Source organism: Actinomadura bangladeshensis (assembly GCF_004348335.1).
Taxonomy (GTDB): Bacteria; Actinomycetota; Actinomycetes; order Streptosporangiales; family Streptosporangiaceae; genus Spirillospora; species Spirillospora bangladeshensis.
In genome coordinates, this window is sequence record NZ_SMJW01000194.1 from 1 (window position 1) to 15,583 (window position 15,583).

General features: G+C 72.0%; 17 protein-coding genes and 1 pseudogene. 7 read left to right on the forward strand and 11 right to left on the reverse strand.

The features are described 5' to 3' along the window. A pseudogene (locus E1284_RS41875) lies at window positions 1-772 on the forward strand (polysaccharide pyruvyl transferase family protein); the annotation flags it as partial. 345 nt (window positions 773-1,117) lie between these two features. Here the strand turns inward: E1284_RS41875 and E1284_RS29325 are convergent. After that, entirely contained in the window at window positions 1,118-3,199 is a 2,082-nt protein-coding gene (locus E1284_RS29325; protein WP_131943397.1) for a tetratricopeptide repeat protein, read from the reverse strand. A 301-nt stretch (window positions 3,200-3,500) separates the two neighbouring features. Between E1284_RS29325 and E1284_RS29330 the strand changes: the two genes are divergently transcribed. Together E1284_RS29330 and E1284_RS29335 are read left to right on the forward strand one after the other, a co-directional pair. Next, window positions 3,501-3,875: a hypothetical protein gene (locus E1284_RS29330; RefSeq protein WP_131943398.1), complete on the forward strand. Its 375-nt coding sequence runs from the start codon at window positions 3,501-3,503 to the stop codon at window positions 3,873-3,875. 76 nt (window positions 3,876-3,951) lie between these two features. Next, on the forward strand, window positions 3,952-4,779 hold the full coding sequence (locus tag E1284_RS29335; protein WP_131943399.1) for an MBL fold metallo-hydrolase: 828 nt from the start codon (window positions 3,952-3,954) through the stop codon (window positions 4,777-4,779). Here E1284_RS29335 and E1284_RS29340 read toward each other — a convergent pair. The 7 genes from E1284_RS29340 to E1284_RS29370 all read right to left on the reverse strand — a co-directional run bounded on the left by E1284_RS29340 (window position 4,770) and on the right by E1284_RS29370 (window position 11,346). Continuing rightward, window positions 4,770-5,060, reverse strand: a complete 291-nt coding sequence (locus tag E1284_RS29340) for a hypothetical protein (protein ID WP_131943400.1) — start codon at window positions 5,058-5,060, stop codon at window positions 4,770-4,772. The genes E1284_RS29335 and E1284_RS29340 overlap by 10 nt on opposite strands. A gap of 1 nt (window position 5,061) precedes the next feature. Further along, window positions 5,062-7,677 carry an MFS transporter gene (locus E1284_RS43290; protein WP_243714818.1) on the reverse strand — a complete coding sequence of 872 codons (2,616 nt, stop codon included), beginning with the start codon at window positions 7,675-7,677 and terminating at the stop codon, window positions 5,062-5,064. 171 nt (window positions 7,678-7,848) lie between these two features. Continuing rightward, a complete protein-coding gene (locus tag E1284_RS29350; RefSeq protein ID WP_131943401.1) occupies window positions 7,849-8,412 on the reverse strand; it encodes a DoxX family membrane protein in 564 nt (187 codons plus the stop codon). 186 nt (window positions 8,413-8,598) lie between these two features. Continuing rightward, window positions 8,599-9,042: a pyridoxamine 5'-phosphate oxidase family protein gene (locus tag E1284_RS29355; protein ID WP_131943402.1), complete on the reverse strand. Its 444-nt coding sequence runs from the start codon at window positions 9,040-9,042 to the stop codon at window positions 8,599-8,601. Beyond that, window positions 9,039-9,266: a non-oxidative hydroxyarylic acid decarboxylases subunit D gene (locus E1284_RS29360; protein WP_131943403.1), complete on the reverse strand. Its 228-nt coding sequence runs from the start codon at window positions 9,264-9,266 to the stop codon at window positions 9,039-9,041. Before E1284_RS29360 ends, E1284_RS29355 begins: the two co-directional genes overlap by 4 nt. 42 nt (window positions 9,267-9,308) lie before the next feature. Then, on the reverse strand, window positions 9,309-10,733 hold the full coding sequence (locus E1284_RS29365) for a non-oxidative hydroxyarylic acid decarboxylases subunit C (RefSeq protein ID WP_131943404.1): 1,425 nt from the start codon (window positions 10,731-10,733) through the stop codon (window positions 9,309-9,311). Further along, window positions 10,723-11,346 carry a non-oxidative hydroxyarylic acid decarboxylases subunit B gene (locus E1284_RS29370; RefSeq protein ID WP_243714819.1) on the reverse strand — a complete coding sequence of 208 codons (624 nt, stop codon included), beginning with the start codon at window positions 11,344-11,346 and terminating at the stop codon, window positions 10,723-10,725. The genes E1284_RS29365 and E1284_RS29370 overlap by 11 nt, the downstream gene beginning before the upstream one ends. Before the next feature lie 69 nt (window positions 11,347-11,415). Here E1284_RS29370 and E1284_RS29375 point away from each other — a divergent pair, with 69 nt between their 5' ends. From E1284_RS29375 to E1284_RS29390, 4 genes are all read left to right on the forward strand, one after another. Next, the gene (locus E1284_RS29375) at window positions 11,416-12,324 is read left to right on the forward strand and encodes an AraC family transcriptional regulator (protein WP_131943405.1); all 909 of its coding nucleotides are present in this window, start codon (window positions 11,416-11,418) and stop codon (window positions 12,322-12,324) included. A 48-nt stretch (window positions 12,325-12,372) separates the two neighbouring features. Beyond that, on the forward strand, window positions 12,373-12,714 hold the full coding sequence (locus E1284_RS29380) for an MmcQ/YjbR family DNA-binding protein (RefSeq protein WP_243714820.1): 342 nt from the start codon (window positions 12,373-12,375) through the stop codon (window positions 12,712-12,714). A gap of 148 nt (window positions 12,715-12,862) precedes the next feature. Further along, window positions 12,863-13,303 carry an Hsp20/alpha crystallin family protein gene (locus E1284_RS29385; protein ID WP_131943406.1) on the forward strand — a complete coding sequence of 147 codons (441 nt, stop codon included), beginning with the start codon at window positions 12,863-12,865 and terminating at the stop codon, window positions 13,301-13,303. 91 nt (window positions 13,304-13,394) lie between these two features. Further along, window positions 13,395-13,718: a helix-turn-helix domain-containing protein gene (locus E1284_RS29390; RefSeq protein WP_131943407.1), complete on the forward strand. Its 324-nt coding sequence runs from the start codon at window positions 13,395-13,397 to the stop codon at window positions 13,716-13,718. 15 nt (window positions 13,719-13,733) lie between these two features. On the opposite strand, the gene E1284_RS29395 is transcribed toward E1284_RS29390, so the two are convergent. The 3 genes from E1284_RS29395 to E1284_RS29405 are packed head-to-tail and all read right to left on the reverse strand — an operon-like array spanning window position 13,734 to window position 15,371. Beyond that, on the reverse strand, window positions 13,734-14,564 hold the full coding sequence (locus E1284_RS29395) for an alpha/beta fold hydrolase (RefSeq protein WP_131943408.1): 831 nt from the start codon (window positions 14,562-14,564) through the stop codon (window positions 13,734-13,736). Next, window positions 14,561-14,929, reverse strand: coding sequence for a DUF4180 domain-containing protein (locus E1284_RS29400; RefSeq protein WP_131943409.1), 369 nt, complete (start codon window positions 14,927-14,929; stop codon window positions 14,561-14,563). Before E1284_RS29400 ends, E1284_RS29395 begins: the two co-directional genes overlap by 4 nt. Further along, a complete protein-coding gene (locus E1284_RS29405) occupies window positions 14,922-15,371 on the reverse strand; it encodes a helix-turn-helix domain-containing protein (protein WP_207924020.1) in 450 nt (149 codons plus the stop codon). Before E1284_RS29405 ends, E1284_RS29400 begins: the two co-directional genes overlap by 8 nt. Between the last annotated feature and the right edge of the window lie 212 nt (window positions 15,372-15,583).

Here is a 15,583-nt window from a genome sequence, read left to right on the forward strand (position 1 = left end):
GGTCGTCCCGTCGGTGCTCGCGCTGGCGCATCGGGACCATCGGCGCACGCTGGCGCGGGTCTGTCCGGAGGCGCTGCCCGTTGTGCGGATCGTCGGCGATCCGGCGTTCGATCGACTTGCCGCCGGGCTCCGGTTGCGGGAGCGGTACCGGGACGCGTTCGGGGTCGGGGACGGGCGGCGTCTGGTGGTGGTGTCCTCGACGTGGGGGCCGCAGGCGCTGCTCGGACGGCATCGCGACCTGGTCAGGCGGCTCGTGGCCGAGTTGCCGGACGAGTACCGCATCGTGGTGGCCGTCCACCCGGTGACGTGGGGTTTCCACGGTTTCCGGCAGTTGCGCGCCTGGTTCGACGACTGCCTGCGGCTCGGGGCCGGGCTGCTGCCGTTCGAGGAGGGGTGGCGGGCCGCGATCGCGGCGGCCGACCTCGTGATCGGCGATCACGGGTCCGTGTCCGTGTACGCGGCCGCCGCGGGTGTTCCGGTCCTGCTCGGAACGTTCCCGGAGGGGGACGTCCTGCCCGGATCGCTCAGTGATCTGCTGGGGCGGCGCGTCCCGCACCTGGTGCCGGAGCGGCCGCTGCTGGATCAGGTGCGGTGCGCGATGGGCCGTCCGGCGGCGGTGGAGCTGCGGGGGCGGCTGACCTCGGAGCCGGGGCGGGCGGCCGTCCTGCTGCGCCGGGAGATGTACGCGCTGATGGGTCTCGCGGAGCCCGCCGAGCGTCCGGAGACGGAGCCTCCCCCGCTGCCCGAGCCGATCGGGAGCCGGACGACATGAGCGGCGCGTGGGTGGTGCGGGTCTGGTCTCGCTCCGGTCGGCTGGTACTGAGCCGGCGGCCGGCCGATGATGACGGGCCTTCGCCGGAGCATCTGGTGGACGAGCATCTCGTGGTGGAGGGTGCGGACCATCCGTGGGCACCGGTCGCCGACGTGCTCGTTCACCGTGCGGAGCATCGGCCGGTGGAGTTCCATGGGCTGGTCGCGTGTGCGGTCGAGCCGGAGCGGTGCGTCATCAGGGCGCGGGGGGAGCGGGAGGTCGTGGTCGCCGGGCCGCCGTCCGCGGCGGTGTGGGCCGCGTCGGTTGCGCATGTCCGGCTGGTGGCCGGGCGGAGGCTCGGTGCGCCTACCTGCCCTGGAGCCGGTCCCGGATCGCCCGGGCCTGGTAGGAGCCCAGTTCCGCATAGATGGCGGCGGCTTGTTCGAGGTGCTCGCGTTCGGCGGACGTGTCGTCCCGGCGGGCCGCGAGACGGGCGCGCGTGACGTGGACGGTCGCCAGGGAGTGCCGCGCGTCCACGCGGACGGCGGCGTCGCGGGCGGTGTCGAGGGCATCGCCCGCGTCGGCGTCGCGGCCGGTGTCGATGAGTGCGCCGGCCAGGGCGGTGAGCGTCCGGGCCAGGTTGTAGTCGTCGCCGCGTCCCGCGAAGAAGTCCCGGGCCGCGTGCAGGTGCTCGACCGCCTCGGCGGGACGGCCATCGCGGAGGAGCGTCTCGCCCAGCCGGCGCGTCATCATCGCCACGCCGCGCGCCGGGTCCGCTGAGGCACGCCTGCTCACTTCGAGGGCGCGAGTGAACGTCTCGATGGCCTCGCCGAGCTGGTCCTGCGCGAGTTGCGCGACGCCGAGGCGCTCCAAGGCCGCTGCTTCACCATCGGTGTGGCCCGCGGCCTGTTCCAGGGCGAGCGCCTCAAGGCTAAGCCGGGCCGCCTCGGTGAACTCCCCCAGGTTCAGCCGCGCGGACGCCAGTGCCTCCAGCATCCGCGCACGGGCCAGGGGGTCGCCGAGTGCGGTCGCGGACGCGAGACCCGTTTCGTGGGTCTCGATCCAGACCGCGTAATGCTTGCGGAACACCACGACGCCCCACAGTGCCTCGCACAACTCCCACGTCTCGCGATGGAGGCCGCACTTGTGCGCCTCGGCGACCATGTCACGCAAGGTGGGGAGCATGCCCTCCAGCCAGCCGATCGCCTCGACCGTGCCCGGAAACGAGACGACGGGTGGACGGTCGTACTCCCGCCCCAGATGCCACCGGTCGGGGATGATGACGCGGTCGGCGGCGACGGCCATGCGCAGGTAATGGTCGAGCAGGCGCTGGAAGGCGCTCGGCCGTTCGGCGTCCGGTTCCGCCACCGTCCGGGCGTGCAGGTGGGCCAGGTCGTGGAAGCGGAACGTGCCGTCGGGGGCGGCGTCCACGAGGTTGGCGTCGATGAGGACGTCCAGGTCGTGTGCGGGGTCGCCGCCGGCGAGCGCGGCCACGGCCGGGGCCGCGAACCGGCCGTTCGGGTGGACGCTGAGCAGCCGGTACAGCCGTGCCGCGGACGGCGGCAGGTCGCGGTAGGTGACGTCGAAGACGGCCTGCACGGACAGATCCTCCTCGCCGAGGACGGCCAGCCGGTTCCGCTCGTCGGCCAGTTCGCCGACGAGGCGCTCGATGCGCCAGTGCCCGCGCGTCGCGAGCCGTGCCGCGGACGTGCACAGCGCCAGCGGGAGCCGCCCGCACAGCGTCGCCAGCGACCGGACGGCCTGCGGTTCGGCGCCCGTCCGGCCGCTGCCGAGCATCCGGTCGAGCAGCTCGACGGCGCCGTCCTCGTCCAGCGGGTCGAGCGGCAGGAACGACGCGCCGTCGACCGCGAGGCCGGGCAGCCGCCGCCGGGACGTCACCGCCACCATGGACGGGCCGCGCCCCGGCAGCAGCGGGCGCACCTGGGCCGCGGACGCGGCGTCGTCCAGCATGATGATCAGCTGCTTGCCCGCGGTGATGCTGCGGTAGAGCGCGGCCTGCTCGTCGACGTCGGCGGGCACCGCCTCGGGGGCCATGCCGAGCGCCCGCAGGAAGCGGCCGAGGGATTCGCTCGGCGGCGCGGGCGCCCCCGCGGAGAATCCGCGCAGGTCGGCGTAGAGCTGGCCGTCGGTGAACCCGTCCGCGGCGGCGTGCAGCCAGGCCAGCGCCACCGAGGTCTTCCCGACGCCGCCGACGCCGCTGATCACCATGATCCCGGGCGTTCCGCCGTCCCGGACGGAGTCGCTCAGCCGGCCGAGGACGCCCATCTCGCGGACGCGGTCGGTGAAGTAGGGACGGGACGCGGGCAGCTGCGCGGGCACCGCCGGATACCCGCTGCCGGGGGCGGTGGTCCGCAGGTGAATGCCGCCGTGCACGATGCCCGCCTGGACGACCGAACCGGACACGTCCGCGGCGACCTCATTGCGCAATGACGGTGTTCCCGTCCGCCATTCCCCGGTATCGCCTTCGGTCAAGGGAGCCACTCCGCACGGGCAGGGAACTTCGACTCCGGGTCAACATAACCCGGCACCCCGGCCGCGGCAAGACGATCACGTCTCCGCGGCCCGCCCTGCCTCGGCAAATGGTGACCTACTCCCCCATCGCGGGGCACATGGAATATCGGCTCAATGGAAACCACGTCCGCCTCAAGCGGCACAGTCGCAACTCGGCGCCATGCAAGAAAAGTCAATGCCTGGTCAATGGCCCCCAACGCGTGATGCACTGTCCGCCATGACAGATCCCATGACCGTCGCCATCGCCACCGCCATGGCCGGCAAGGCCGTCGAGGTCGCCGGTGAACCGGTCCGCGCCGCCGTCGCGGAGCTCTGCCGGCGGGTCCGGGAGCGGTTCCGCGGACGTCCGGCCGACGAGGCGGCACTCGCGCGGGCGGCGGCCGAGCACCCGGAGCGGCCCGAGGTGCTCGAAGGGGTCGTGCGACGGCTCCTGGACGAGGATCCCGCCTTCCGCGCCGAGCTCGAAACGATCTGGCAGCAGGCCCACACGAACGCGAGCGCGACCGGCGACGGCGTCGTCAACGTCTTCACCGGCAGGGCCGAGAGGGTCGTCCAGCTCCGGGACGTCCAGGGCGATCTCAACATCGGCTAGCGGCAGGGTTCGGCGCCCTCCCCCGGGGCATCACGGGTCGTCAGAGCACATCCGGGCGACTCAGGGGGGAACGAGCATGAAGACCGCACCGGAACTCGCGCTGCGGCAGGTCACGATGCAGTTCATCGGCAACGCCACCGCGCTGCTGCGCTGCGGGCCGTTCACGCTGCTGACCGATCCCAACTTCCTGCACCGCGGGGAGCGCGCCTATCTGGGCTTCGGGCTCTCGTCCAAGCGGCTGACCGAGCCCGCGCTGCGCATCGAGGACCTGCCGCGCCTGGACGCCGTCGTCCTGTCCCACCTGCACGGCGACCACTGGGACCGGGTCGCGCGCGCGAAGCTCGACCGGGGCCTGCCGATCGTCACGACGCCGCACGCGGCCCGCCGGCTGCAGGGCTGGCACCGGTTCCGGCACGCGGTCGGGCTGCGCACCTGGGAGTCGCACACGATGGTCAAGGACGGCGCCATGCTGCGGATCACCTCGATGCCCGGACGGCACGCGCCCGGCCCGGCCCGCATGCTGCTGCCCCCGGTGATGGGCAGCCTGCTGGAGTTCGGCCCGGCCACCGGTGAGGTGCAGTACCGGCTCTACATCACCGGCGACACGCTGATGTACGACGAGATCCACCAGATCGCGCGCCGCAACCGGAACATCGATCTCGCCATCCTGCACTTGGGCGGCACCAAGCTGCCCGGCGGCATCATCGTCACGATGGACGGCGTGCAGGGCGCCGACCTGTTCGAGACGATCCGCCCTGGACGAGCGGTCCCCGTCCACTACAACGACTACGGCGTGTTCAGCTCGCCTCTGGACGAGTTCCGCCGCGAGATGGAGCGCCGGGGCTTCGGCGACCAGACGACCTACGTCGAGCCCGGCCAGAGCCACACGTTCACTCAGGCCTGACGCCGCCCCGACGTCTGATCGCGCCTCGCCTCGTCGCGTTTCACGCGCTCCTTCAGCGCGCGGGCCATGCGCAGCGGGAACAGGCCGAGGAACGGCGCGCGGCGTCCCAGGTCGTCGGTGTCCTTCCGGTCGAACGCGCGCGCGTACCGCGCCGCCTGGGACGCGGTGCCGTACTCCTTCGAGCCTCCGGCCCCGCATTCGCGCACGCACGACCAGCGCATCGTCGTGCCCTCGGCGGTGAAGGCGTAGTCATGTCCGAAGATCCGGCAGGCCAGCGTCACGTCACACCACCGGGTTCGCGTCGCCGTTGGTCTCGGGCGGCCCGTACCGGTTGCGCGCGAGCGGCCTGGCCCGTCCCTCGTGGACGGCCTCGCGCAGCGCGGCGCGGAACCGCCCCGGCCCCCAGTAGCGTGCGCCGACCATCTCGGCGAGCCGGGTCCGGGGCGTCGGCCCGTGCTCGACCAGCGCCTGCGCGATGGTGTTGACCTCGCGGTCGAGAGCGAGGTCCGCGCCGGACGCCCAGTCGGTCGTCCACCCGGTCATCATGGTCGGCGAGTAGAACGCGCGCCCCGGGCCGGGGCGGAACCGGCGCAGCCCGGTGCGCTCCTCCCGCTCGCGGCGCAGCACGCGCTCGCGGATGCGGGCGTCGCGTTCGCGCGCCGCCCGCTCCCGTTCCGCCGCCTCGGCGCGCTCGCGGTCCGCCTGCTCGATGGAGCCCGACTCGGCCGCCAGCGACCGCGCGGCGGAGCGGTGCTGCGCGGCCTCCATCCGGTCGGCGGCGGACTCGGCGCGCATCCGGTGGACGCCCGCCTGCCGCTCGTGCTCCGCCGCGGCCTCGTCGTCGTGCCGGGCGCGGGACGCGTGCGCGAGCGCCAGCTCGGTGTGCATGTGCTCCCATGCGTCGTAGGTCTCGGCCTGGTCGAGGGCGATCTCGGCCTCGGTCCCGTCGAGCCCCTCGGCGCGGGCGCGGGCCTCCGCGGCCATCGCGCGCTGCTCACCGGCCCGCGCGCGCTCGGTCGCCGCCTCCGCGAGAGCCGCGTGCAGCTCGGCGTCCTCGGGGTTGTCGGCGGACAGCGCCTCCGCGCGCTCCCGCAGCGCGCGGGCCCGCTCGTCCGCCGCCGCGGCCCGGTCCAGGGCGCTCGCGCGCTCGGCGTCGTTCCCGGCGTGCCCGGCCTGCTCGGCGGCGGCGCGCTCGTCGTGGGCGGTCGCCTCCTCCGCGAGGCGCTCGGCGTCCCACTCGGCGATCTGCGCGAGGACCCCCTCGACGCGCAGCCGTTCACGGACGTCGCCGCCCTCCTCCTCCGCGCGCGGCGTCAGCTCGTGGACGACGGCGCGGTGCTCGGCGGCGCGCGCCCGCGCCTCCTCGGCGTGCCGCCGGGCCTCCAGCGCCGCGCGGCGCTCCGGCCCGCCGCCCGCGGCCTTCCCGGCCGGCTCCGCGCCCTCTTCCTCCTCGGCCTCGTGGGCGGTGAGCGGCTTGGCGATGTTCTCCAGCGACGCCTGCTCGGCGCGGACGCCGAAGAGCAGCTCGGCGATGCCGCCGAGCGCCATGATCACGGCGCCGATGAAGAACCCGATCGCGACCTTGCTCACCATGCCGCTGTCGATGAAGCTGCCGAACAGCAGCGGCCCGGAGATGCCGCCGACCGCGGTCCCGATCGCGTAGAAGAACGCGATGGCGAGCGCCCGGGTCTCCATCGGGAAGATCTCGCTGACCGTCAGGTACGCGGAGCTGGCACCCGCCGAGGCGAAGAAGAACGTCACGCAGACCAGCAGGATGAACGTCCAGGTCGACAGCGCCTCGGTCGTCAGGAAGACGCCCAGCAGGACGGTCAGCGCGGCCGAGACGAAGTACGTCCCGGAGATCATCGGTTTTCGGCCGACGGTGTCGAACATCCGCCCGAGCAGCAGCGGGCCGAGGAAGTTGCCGATCGCGAACAGGACGAGGAAGTAGGGCACGTTCCCGGACGCCACGGCGAAGTACTTGCTGAGGATCGTGCCGAGGTCGAACGTCACCGCGTTGTACAGGAACGCCTGCCCGACGAACAGCGCGAACCCGAGCGTCGCCCGCTTCGGATAGATCTTGACCGCGACCTGGGCGATCTCCCGGAACGGGATGGCCTTGCGCTGCCGCACCGTGATGCTCTCGCCCGGCTCCCCGAGGTCGTGGTCGGTCTCGTCGCGGACCTCCCGCTCGATGCCGTCGACGATCCGCTCGGCGTCCTCCTCGCGCCCGTGGATGAACAGCCAGCGCGGGCTCTCCGGGACGTGCCGCCGGACGAGCATGATCGTGAGGCCGAGGACGGCGCCCAGCCCGAACGCGTACCGCCAGCCCATGTCCGTGGGGAAGAACGCGGTGTTCAGCAGGAGCACCGCGGCGAGGCTGCCGAGCGCCGACCCCACCCAGTAGCTGCCGTTGATCGCGAGGTCGACGCGGCCGCGGGCGCGGGCCGGGATCAGCTCGTCGATCGCCGAGTTGATCGCCGCGTACTCGCCGCCGATGCCCATGCCGGTGACGAACCGGCACGCGAAGAAGTACCAGGGCGCGAACGCGAACGCGGTCGCCACCGTGGCGAGGATGTAGACGCCCAGCGTGAGGATGAACAGCCTCTTGCGGCCGAACCGGTCGGTGAGCTGCCCGAAGAACAGCGCGCCGAGGCAGGCGCCGGTGACGTAGATCGCCGCCGCGAGCCCGATGTCGCCGGGGGTCATCGCGATGCCGCTGCCCGGCTCCGTCAGCCGCGCCGCGACGGCCCCGACGATGGTGACCTCGAGGCCGTCGAGGATCCACACCGTCCCGAGGCCGACGACGACCATCCAGTGGAAACGCGACCAGGGCAGCCGGTCCAGGCGCGCCGGGACCCGCGTGGTGATCGTCCCCACGCCCGTATCAGCCGTCATTCGGTCACCCCTCCAACGAACCGGCGGTCGATCACGACCGGGCGGAATCATCGATAGGGCTACCCGTCAGCCGGATATCACACCTCTGCGCGCCGACAAGGTCAAGAAAGACTGAAACGACAGGAAAAGGCGCCCGCCGTGGCGGGCGCCTCTCCGATCGGGGTCATTCGGTCACTTGAGGAACGGGAGCCTTTCGACGAGGCGGGTCTTGCTCCACCAGCGGCCGAGGCCCAGGGTGTCGCCGGCGCTGACCAGGGCCAGCCCGACGATCAGGAGCGCGTAGACGATGTGGTCGTCCATGAACAGGTTGTTCTCGGGGGGCAGGACCGCGGTCCACATCAGGACCAGCAGCGCCGCGCCGCCGGCGGCCGCGACCCGCATCCCGATGCCCAGGATCAGCGCCGCGCCGACCCCGGCCAGCCCGATCATGAACAGCCAGTCCGCCCACGCGGCCCCGGCCAGGTCGTTGTAGAACCCCGCGAACGGGCCCTTGGGCGCGTGCGCCAGGAACCCCTCGGTCGGGCTGCCGCCGTCCAGCCAGCCCTTGCCCGCCGGAGTCTCGTGGCCCAGCCCGAACAGCTTGTCCACGAACGCCCACGCGAAGATCCAGCCCAGCGCCAGCCGGGCCGCGGCCCAGATGTAGCGGGCGGCGGGCGTCTCGGTCAGCGGCTTGGGAGCCACCACCCGGATCAGGGTGCCGCGTCCCGTGTGCGTCTTGTGCTCGGAGACTGCCATCGCCGTCTCACCTTCCATCACATCGCCGGTTCTTGCACTCCTCACTCAACTCCAGTCCGTTCCGCGGCCGTAGGTCCGTTCGGTCCGTGATCAGGGGGACCAACGTCCCGCCTATCCGGGCGGTGGCCCCGGTTGCTGTTTCCCGGCCCGCCGCGATAAGCCGGAAACGGCCGCCCGGTGATCGGCCTACGGCCATTCGGTCTTGTGGCCGAAACCCCGGGAGTTGTCGATGAGGCGGAGCCAGGTCGGGCGGATGCGCCAATGGTCGGCCGAGACGAGCGCGCGGGCGAGTCGGCCGTCGTCCGCCACGAAGGGGAAGCGGGCGGCGTAGGTGGCTCGGGCGGCGTCCAGGTCGGTGCCGGTCAGGCGGTGGCAGACGCCGCGGCCCTGGACGCCGCGCAGCGTCCGCCAGTCCTGGTCGTCGTCCTGGACGGTGAAGGCCACGCGCACGCCGGCGGGGTCGGACGCCAGGGCGCGGCCGTGCCGGGTCGACCGCGAGCTGACGAACACCGGGGACCCGTCGGGCGCGGGGGCGAAGAAGACCGCGCAGACCTGCGGGCCGTCCTCGTCCGCGTAGGCGAGGTTGAGGACGGTGCAGGCCGCCAGCGCGTCCCGGACCGCGTCGTTCACCGGCCCCTCAGCGGCGGGATCGCCGGCACCTCCGGGGCGGACGCGATGTCCTCGGCGGTCAGCTTGAACGCGTCGGGGAAGCGGTCGCGGCGGGTGCGGCGGTCGGGCTCGGTGGTGCGCCAGCAGTACAGGCAGCGCTCGCACTGGAGCACCTCCCACACGCCGGGGACGGGCGAGGCGAACAGCATCTCGATCGCCTCGTGCGCGCAACGCGGGCAGATCATGTCGGGCTCCTTTCAGCGGCGGGCGGGGCGCCGGCCGGTGGGTCAGCGGCCGGCGGCGAGGGCGCGGAGGCGGACCAGCCATTCGGCGGCCTCCGGCAGGTCGCGGACCTGGTTCCCGTAGTTGCCGCGGCCGTCGGGGGCGACCGGCGTGGTGGCGTCGATGACGAGCTTGTCGGTGATGCCGGGCGTCGTGGCCTGCGGTGCGAGACCCAGCACCGGCATGTTGGGCACCTGGATCAGGTCGCCGGCCGGGTTCATCTTCGTCGACACCGCCCACAGGACCTGCGGGAGGTCGAACGGGTCGACGTCCTCGTCCACGACGATGACCGTGGCGGCGTAGCCGAGCCCGTGCGGGGTGCTGAGCACGCGCATCCCGACGGCCTTCGCGAAACCGCCGTAGCGCTTGGCGGTGGAGACGATGACGACGAGCCCGTGCGTGTACATGGCGTTGACCGCCTGCACCTCCGGGAACTCGGCCTTGAGCTGCTGGTACAGCGGGACGCAGGTGTTGGCCGCGATCAGGTAGTCGACCTCGGTCCACGGCATGCCGATGTAGAGGTGCTCGAAGATCGGGTCGGTGCGGTAGGAGATCCGGTCGACGCGGATGACGGTCATGTTGCGTCCGCCGGAGTAGTGCCCGGTGAACTCGCCGAACGGGCCCTCGATCTCGCGCTGGCGGCCCTCGATGACGCCCTCGACCACCACCTCGGACCCCCACGGCACGGGCAGCCCGGTCAGCGGCGCCTCGGCGATCGGGGCGGGTGCCCCGCGCAGCGCACCGGCCAGTTCGTACTCGTTCTCGTCGTAGCGCATCGGGGTGGACGCGGCGATGGAGATGACGGGGTCGTTGCCGATGGTGATGGCGATCGGCAGATCCTCGCCGGCCTCCTCCGCCTTTCGGAGTTGCAGCGCGATGTCGTGCATGGGGACGGGCTGGAGCGCGAGCCTGCGCTTCCCCTTCACCTGGATGCGGTAGATGCCGACATTCTGCTTGCCGCTGTTGTCCGGGTCCTCGGGGTCCTTCGAGACGACCGCGGCCTTGTCGATGTAGAAACCGCCGTCGCCGTCGTTCAGCCGGACGAGCGGTAGCACCTTGAAGATGTCGACGTCGTCGCCGTCCATGACGTTCTCCGCCCACGGCGGGTTCTCGCGCCATTCCGGCGCGACGGGGAAGGTGTCCCAGCGGCGGCTGAACTCGTTGACCTGCTCCTTCACGCCCGTCCCCTTGGGGAGGCCGAGCGAGAGCGCGTGGTTGGCCCACGACCCGTGGACGTTCATGGCGATGCGCGCACTGGTGAATCCCGCGACATTGTCGAAGTACAGGGCCGGGGCGTCGTCGCCCATCCGGCAGGCGGCGTTGGCGGCGGCCGCGATATCGGGTTCGGGCATCACCTGGTCGGTGATGCGCAGCAGTTGCCCCTCCTTGTCGAGGGCGTCCAGGAAACTCCGCAGATCGTCAAAGGGCATGGTGGTGGTTCCTTTCACGGGCGGCGCGCATTCCGTCCCAGCGGCGGGCGGGCGCCGGCAGGTCGAACTGGTCCAGCACCCGGGCGGTGATGTGGTCGACGATGTCGTCGATCGTTTCCGGGTGGTTGTAGAAGGCGGGCATCGGCGGCACCATCTGCACCCCCATGCGGGCCAGCGCGAGCATGTTCTCCAGGTGGATCTCGCTGAGCGGCGTCTCGCGCGGGACGAGGACCAGCCGGCGCCGCTCCTTCAGCACCACGTCGGCGGCGCGGGCCACGAGCCCCTCCGCGTAACCGGCCCGGATGGCGGCCAGCGTCTTCATGGAGCAGGGGGCGATGACCATCCCGTCCGTTCGGAAGGAGCCGGACGAGATCGCCGCGCCCTGGTCGTCGGGCGAGTACACCGCGTCGGCGAGCGCGCCGACCTCCCGCGCCGACAGCCCGGTCTCCAGTTCGACGGTCGCCCGCGCCCACCGCGACAGGACCAGGTGGGTCTCGACGTCCGGGAGCCGGGCCAGGTTCTCCAGCAGCCGGACGCCCAGCACCGCACCCGTCGCACCCGTCATTCCGACGATGAGCCGCATGGCCGTCCACTCCTCTGAGATTTCGGTCACGCCTGTCCGGCGCCGCGACTCACGCTATGGCGACGGCGGATAATCGCCGTCATAGATCGAGGACAGCGGATGAAGAAAAACGGACAACCTCTACGGGCGGATATTCCGCACATCCCGTACCGCCCCGCGGCGGGCGCGCCGCCGGGCGTCGAGGTCCTCGACCTGCCCCGCCTCATGGCGCGCGCCCGCGGCCACGAGGTGGAGATCTACGCCCCGCGGCGGCCGGTGTTCCACGAGTTCATCGCCGTGAAGGCGGGGACGGTGCGCTGCTCGGTCGACTTCAACGAGTACCGGGTGCCGGCCGGGAGCTGGTTCTGGATGCGGCCCGGCCAGATCCACCGCTACATGGGCGACCTCACGCAGGCCGAGGCGACCGTCGTGCTGTTCACCTCCGACTTCCCGGACGCCGCCACCCGCGAGGCCGTCGGGCTCGACCTGCGCGTCCACCACCGTCCGCTGACCCCGGTCGGGGCGCAGAAGGCCGCGCTCGACGGGACGCTCCGCCTCCTGGAGGACGAGGCCGACAGCCTCGCCGACCTCCCTCTGGAAGCGCACATCGACGTCCTGCGGCATCTGCTCGGCGTCATCCTGCTGCGCCTCACCCATCTGAACGGCGGGCCCGGCGACCCGGCCACCGCCAACGAGGTCTTCCTGCGCTTCCAGCAGGCCGTCGACCAGGACCTCTCGGCGAGCCACCGCGTCGCCGACTACGCGGCCCGCCTCGGCTACAGCGTCCGGACCCTCACCCGCGCCACCCGGGCGGCGACGGGCTGCGGCGCCAAACGCTTCATCGACGACCAGATCCTGCTGGAGGCCAAGCGGCTGCTGTCCCATACCGACCTGGCGCCGTCCGCGATAGCCGACCGCCTGGGGTTCGCTTACCCGACGTCGTTCAGCGCGTTCTTCCAGCAGCGGACGGGGATGCCGCCGACCGCGTTCCGGGCCAGATCCCGAGGCGCGGCCAAGCCCGAACCGTGAGGACCGCGGAGAAGTGAACCGTCCGACCCGGCTGGTAGATCTTCGGGGGTGAGCGTTGACGACTTCCTGAAGACGGCCCACAGCCTGCCCGAGGTGACCGAGAACGAGTCCTTCGGCGGCATGACCGCCTTCAAGGTGCGCGGCAAGGGCTTCGGCTACCTCAACGAAGCCGACGAGACCGCCATGCTCAAGGCCACCCGCGCCGAGCAGGCCGCACTGATAGCCGAGTCCCCGGACGTCTTCTCCCCTTCGTGGGCCAGCGGCCGCTTCGCGTGGCTCTCGATTGACCTCAGCAGGGTCGACCCGGGCGAACTGGTGGAACTGGTGACGGAGGCTTGGCGCCTGTCAGCCCCCAAGCGCCTCGCCCAGACGGTCGACCCGCCCCACTGACCCGCCGGCTCGCGAACGGTGGCCGCACCAGCAGCCCCTTGACACCGAGTGAGAGGAAACCTATATATGGAGTTGCAGGTTTCCTCTAGCACGAGGAACAGGTAGTCGGCGCCAGGGTGGGCGCCGAGGGTCTTCGGAGGTGATGGTCATGTTGCTGACGTCGATCGACCCGTTCGTGCAGGAGTTCGAGCGTCAGTTCGATCGGGCGATCCGCCAGGTCAGCGGGGCCGGCAGTGGGACCGGCATGCCGATGGACGGCGTCCGCCGCGCCGACGACGTCGTCCTGCGGTTCGACCTGCCGGGCATCGACCCGGGCTCGATCGAGGTCACCGTGGACCGCGGCGTCCTGTCGGTGACCGCGCGCCGCGAGGAGGAGTTCGGCGAGGACGAGCGCGCGTTCGTCCGCGAGCGCCCGATGGGCTCGTTCACCCGCCGGGTCTACCTGTCGGAGCACCTGGACTCCGAGGGCATCGACGCGGCCTACGACAACGGCGTCCTGGCGGTCCGCATCCCCGTCCTGGAGAAGGCGAGGCCGCGCAAGGTCGCCGTCCAGCGGACGGGCGACGGACGGAAGGCGATCAAGAGCTGACCGCACGGATGCGGACGCGGCCCCGGACCCGCGACACCCCCCGCGCGGGCCGGGGCCACCCGGCGGCGTGACGGCACGAGGAGGAACCCCCATGAGCCTGCCGTTCGACGACGAGCGCGCCGCCCTGTTCACCGTGGGCCAGGTCGCGCAGATGCTGGACGTCCAGCAGGCGTTCCTGCGCCGCATCGACGACCACCACGTCGTCTCACCGGAACGTTCCGCCGGCGGGCAGCGCCGCTACAGCCGCCGCGAGATCGGCCGCATCCAGGAGGTCGTCACCATGATGGGCGAGGGCATGACCCTGCCCGCCATCCGCCGCATCTTCGAACTCCAGCACGAGGTGGCCGAACTGACGCGCGAACGCGACGAACTGGCCCGCCGCCTCGCCGCTCGCGACCGCGACCGCGACACCTGACCGGCACCGGCGGCGTCACCGCCGAAGGAACTCCTCGATCGTCGCGGCCTGCCCGAAGATGGCGTGGCCGACCTCCGGCAGCAGCTTCACCGTCGACTGCGGAACGCACTCGTGAACACGCCGCGCGGTCTGCCGCGAGTCGAACATGGCGTCCCGTCCGCCGACGATCACGAGCACCGGCATGCGGAGGCCGCGAAGCGCGTCGCCGGGGAACACCGGAAGCTTCTCCCTGCGCGGGTTGAAGTGCGTGAACGTCAGGACGACGCCGTCGAGGACCTCACTGTCACCAAGGCCCGTGACGGTCATCGCCGACTCCCGCAGCCCGCCGCGCCCGACCAGCCGCGCCGCCAGGGTCTTGAACACCCAGCCGATCTTCTGCCGCCCCACCCCGCCGGGGCACAGCAGCGCCAGGCGGGTCACGCGTTCCGGCCGCCGGATCGCGTAGTCGAGGGCCGTCCACCCGCCGAGGGACGCGCCGACGACCGCGGCGTCCGCGACCCCGAGCCCGTCGAGCACGTCGTCCAGCCACAGCGCGACGGCATCGGAACCCAGCACGGGACGCGAGGGCGCGCTCAGCCCCGGTTCGCCGACGAGGTCCACGGCATAGGTGCGGAAGTTCCGCGACCACACCGCGACGTCGTCCCGCCACATGACCGCGTTCGCGCCCGAGCCGTGCAGCAGCACCAGGGGCGGCGCGTCCGGCGGCCCCGAGACCAGCACGAAGGTCTCGCCCTCGCGAGTCGGCACCGTGACCTGCTCGGCGGGCACGGGCCAGGCGTCGAGCGCCCGCCGGTAGTGGCCGAGCAGCTCGCTCCTCCCGGCCTCCGACTTGTAGATCACGCTCATGGCGTCCCCGCCAGCCGCGCGTCGAGCGCCTCCAGGTCCGGGACGAACCACACGTGACCCGCCCGGTTCGACTCCCGGACCAGCGCACGCAGTGCCGAACTCTCCGCCATATGCGCGGAGATGTCGCCGACGACCGCCAGCTTCACCCCGTACTGGACGAACTTCTGCATGAGGTCGCCCGCGAAACGGGTGCCCAGCGAGAAGAAGCGCTCGTCCAGCCGGTCCGCGGGCACCGCCACGACCTCGGCGCCGAGGTAGGTCGCGCCGACCAGGTCGAGCCCGTCCTCCATCGTCGCGATCAGCGGACCGTCCGGATCGCACACCAGCACCTGGACTCCGGCCCGCTCCTGTACCACATCAGTCATCGCCTGCCTCCCGTCCGAGCACGCCGCCCTCCCCGAGCACGGCGTCGATCAACTGCAGCACCTCGGCCGTGGCCGCGGCACCGCCGAGCAGCACGACCTTCAAGCGCTGCCCTTTCTCGTCATGGACGACCTGGATGTGCACCGGCTGCCCGGGGTCGGGCCCGCCCTGCGCGGCGCTCACCACCAGCGTGCCGAGCCGATCCGCCATATGCCGGTCGACACCGTCGACCTGCACGATGCTCGACACTTCGACCCGCGCACCGGACCGTCCGCCGGGCTCCGGCCTACCGGTCAGCTCCTCCAGGTCGTCGCGCCCGATCCGGTACTGCTTGCCGATCCGGACGGCCTTGAGCCGCCCCTCCCGGATGTACCGCCGCACCGTCCGCACATGAAGCCCGAGAAGGTCCGCGACCTCCTCAACCGAGTACATCTTGTCATCCATCGCTACCTAACATACTCTAACTGAGACGCAATAGGGAACTTTAGGGACCATCTCCAAGACCGACGCCCCTCGCCACCCTGGACGCGTGATGAGAAGCCGAGCACGATGCCCGACATGGACGAGGAACTGGCCCGCGCCGACAACGGTGACACGTTGACCGCCTTCTCCCGTACCGCCGAACACCCCCACCCCACCGACGCCCCGCTGACGGC

Bases quoted from the DNA above. Each gene is read 5' to 3' on its own strand.
- E1284_RS29330 (WP_131943398.1), top strand. From the start codon at position 3,501: ATGACAGATCCCATGACCGTCGCCATCGCCACCGCCATGGCCGGCAAG.
- E1284_RS29335 (WP_131943399.1), top strand. From the start codon at position 3,952: ATGAAGACCGCACCGGAACTCGCGCTGCGGCAGGTCACGATGCAGTTC.
- E1284_RS43290 (WP_243714818.1), bottom strand. From the start codon at position 7,677: ATGACGGCTGATACGGGCGTGGGGACGATCACCACGCGGGTCCCGGCG.
- E1284_RS29350 (WP_131943401.1), bottom strand. From the start codon at position 8,412: ATGGCAGTCTCCGAGCACAAGACGCACACGGGACGCGGCACCCTGATC.
- E1284_RS29360 (WP_131943403.1), bottom strand. From the start codon at position 9,266: ATGATCTGCCCGCGTTGCGCGCACGAGGCGATCGAGATGCTGTTCGCC.
- E1284_RS29365 (WP_131943404.1), bottom strand. From the start codon at position 10,733: ATGCCCTTTGACGATCTGCGGAGTTTCCTGGACGCCCTCGACAAGGAG.
- E1284_RS29375 (WP_131943405.1), top strand. From the start codon at position 11,416: ATGAAGAAAAACGGACAACCTCTACGGGCGGATATTCCGCACATCCCG.
- E1284_RS29385 (WP_131943406.1), top strand. From the start codon at position 12,863: ATGTTGCTGACGTCGATCGACCCGTTCGTGCAGGAGTTCGAGCGTCAG.
- E1284_RS29390 (WP_131943407.1), top strand. From the start codon at position 13,395: ATGAGCCTGCCGTTCGACGACGAGCGCGCCGCCCTGTTCACCGTGGGC.
- E1284_RS29395 (WP_131943408.1), bottom strand. From the start codon at position 14,564: ATGAGCGTGATCTACAAGTCGGAGGCCGGGAGGAGCGAGCTGCTCGGC.
- E1284_RS29400 (WP_131943409.1), bottom strand. From the start codon at position 14,929: ATGACTGATGTGGTACAGGAGCGGGCCGGAGTCCAGGTGCTGGTGTGC.
- E1284_RS29405 (WP_207924020.1), bottom strand. From the start codon at position 15,371: ATGGATGACAAGATGTACTCGGTTGAGGAGGTCGCGGACCTTCTCGGG.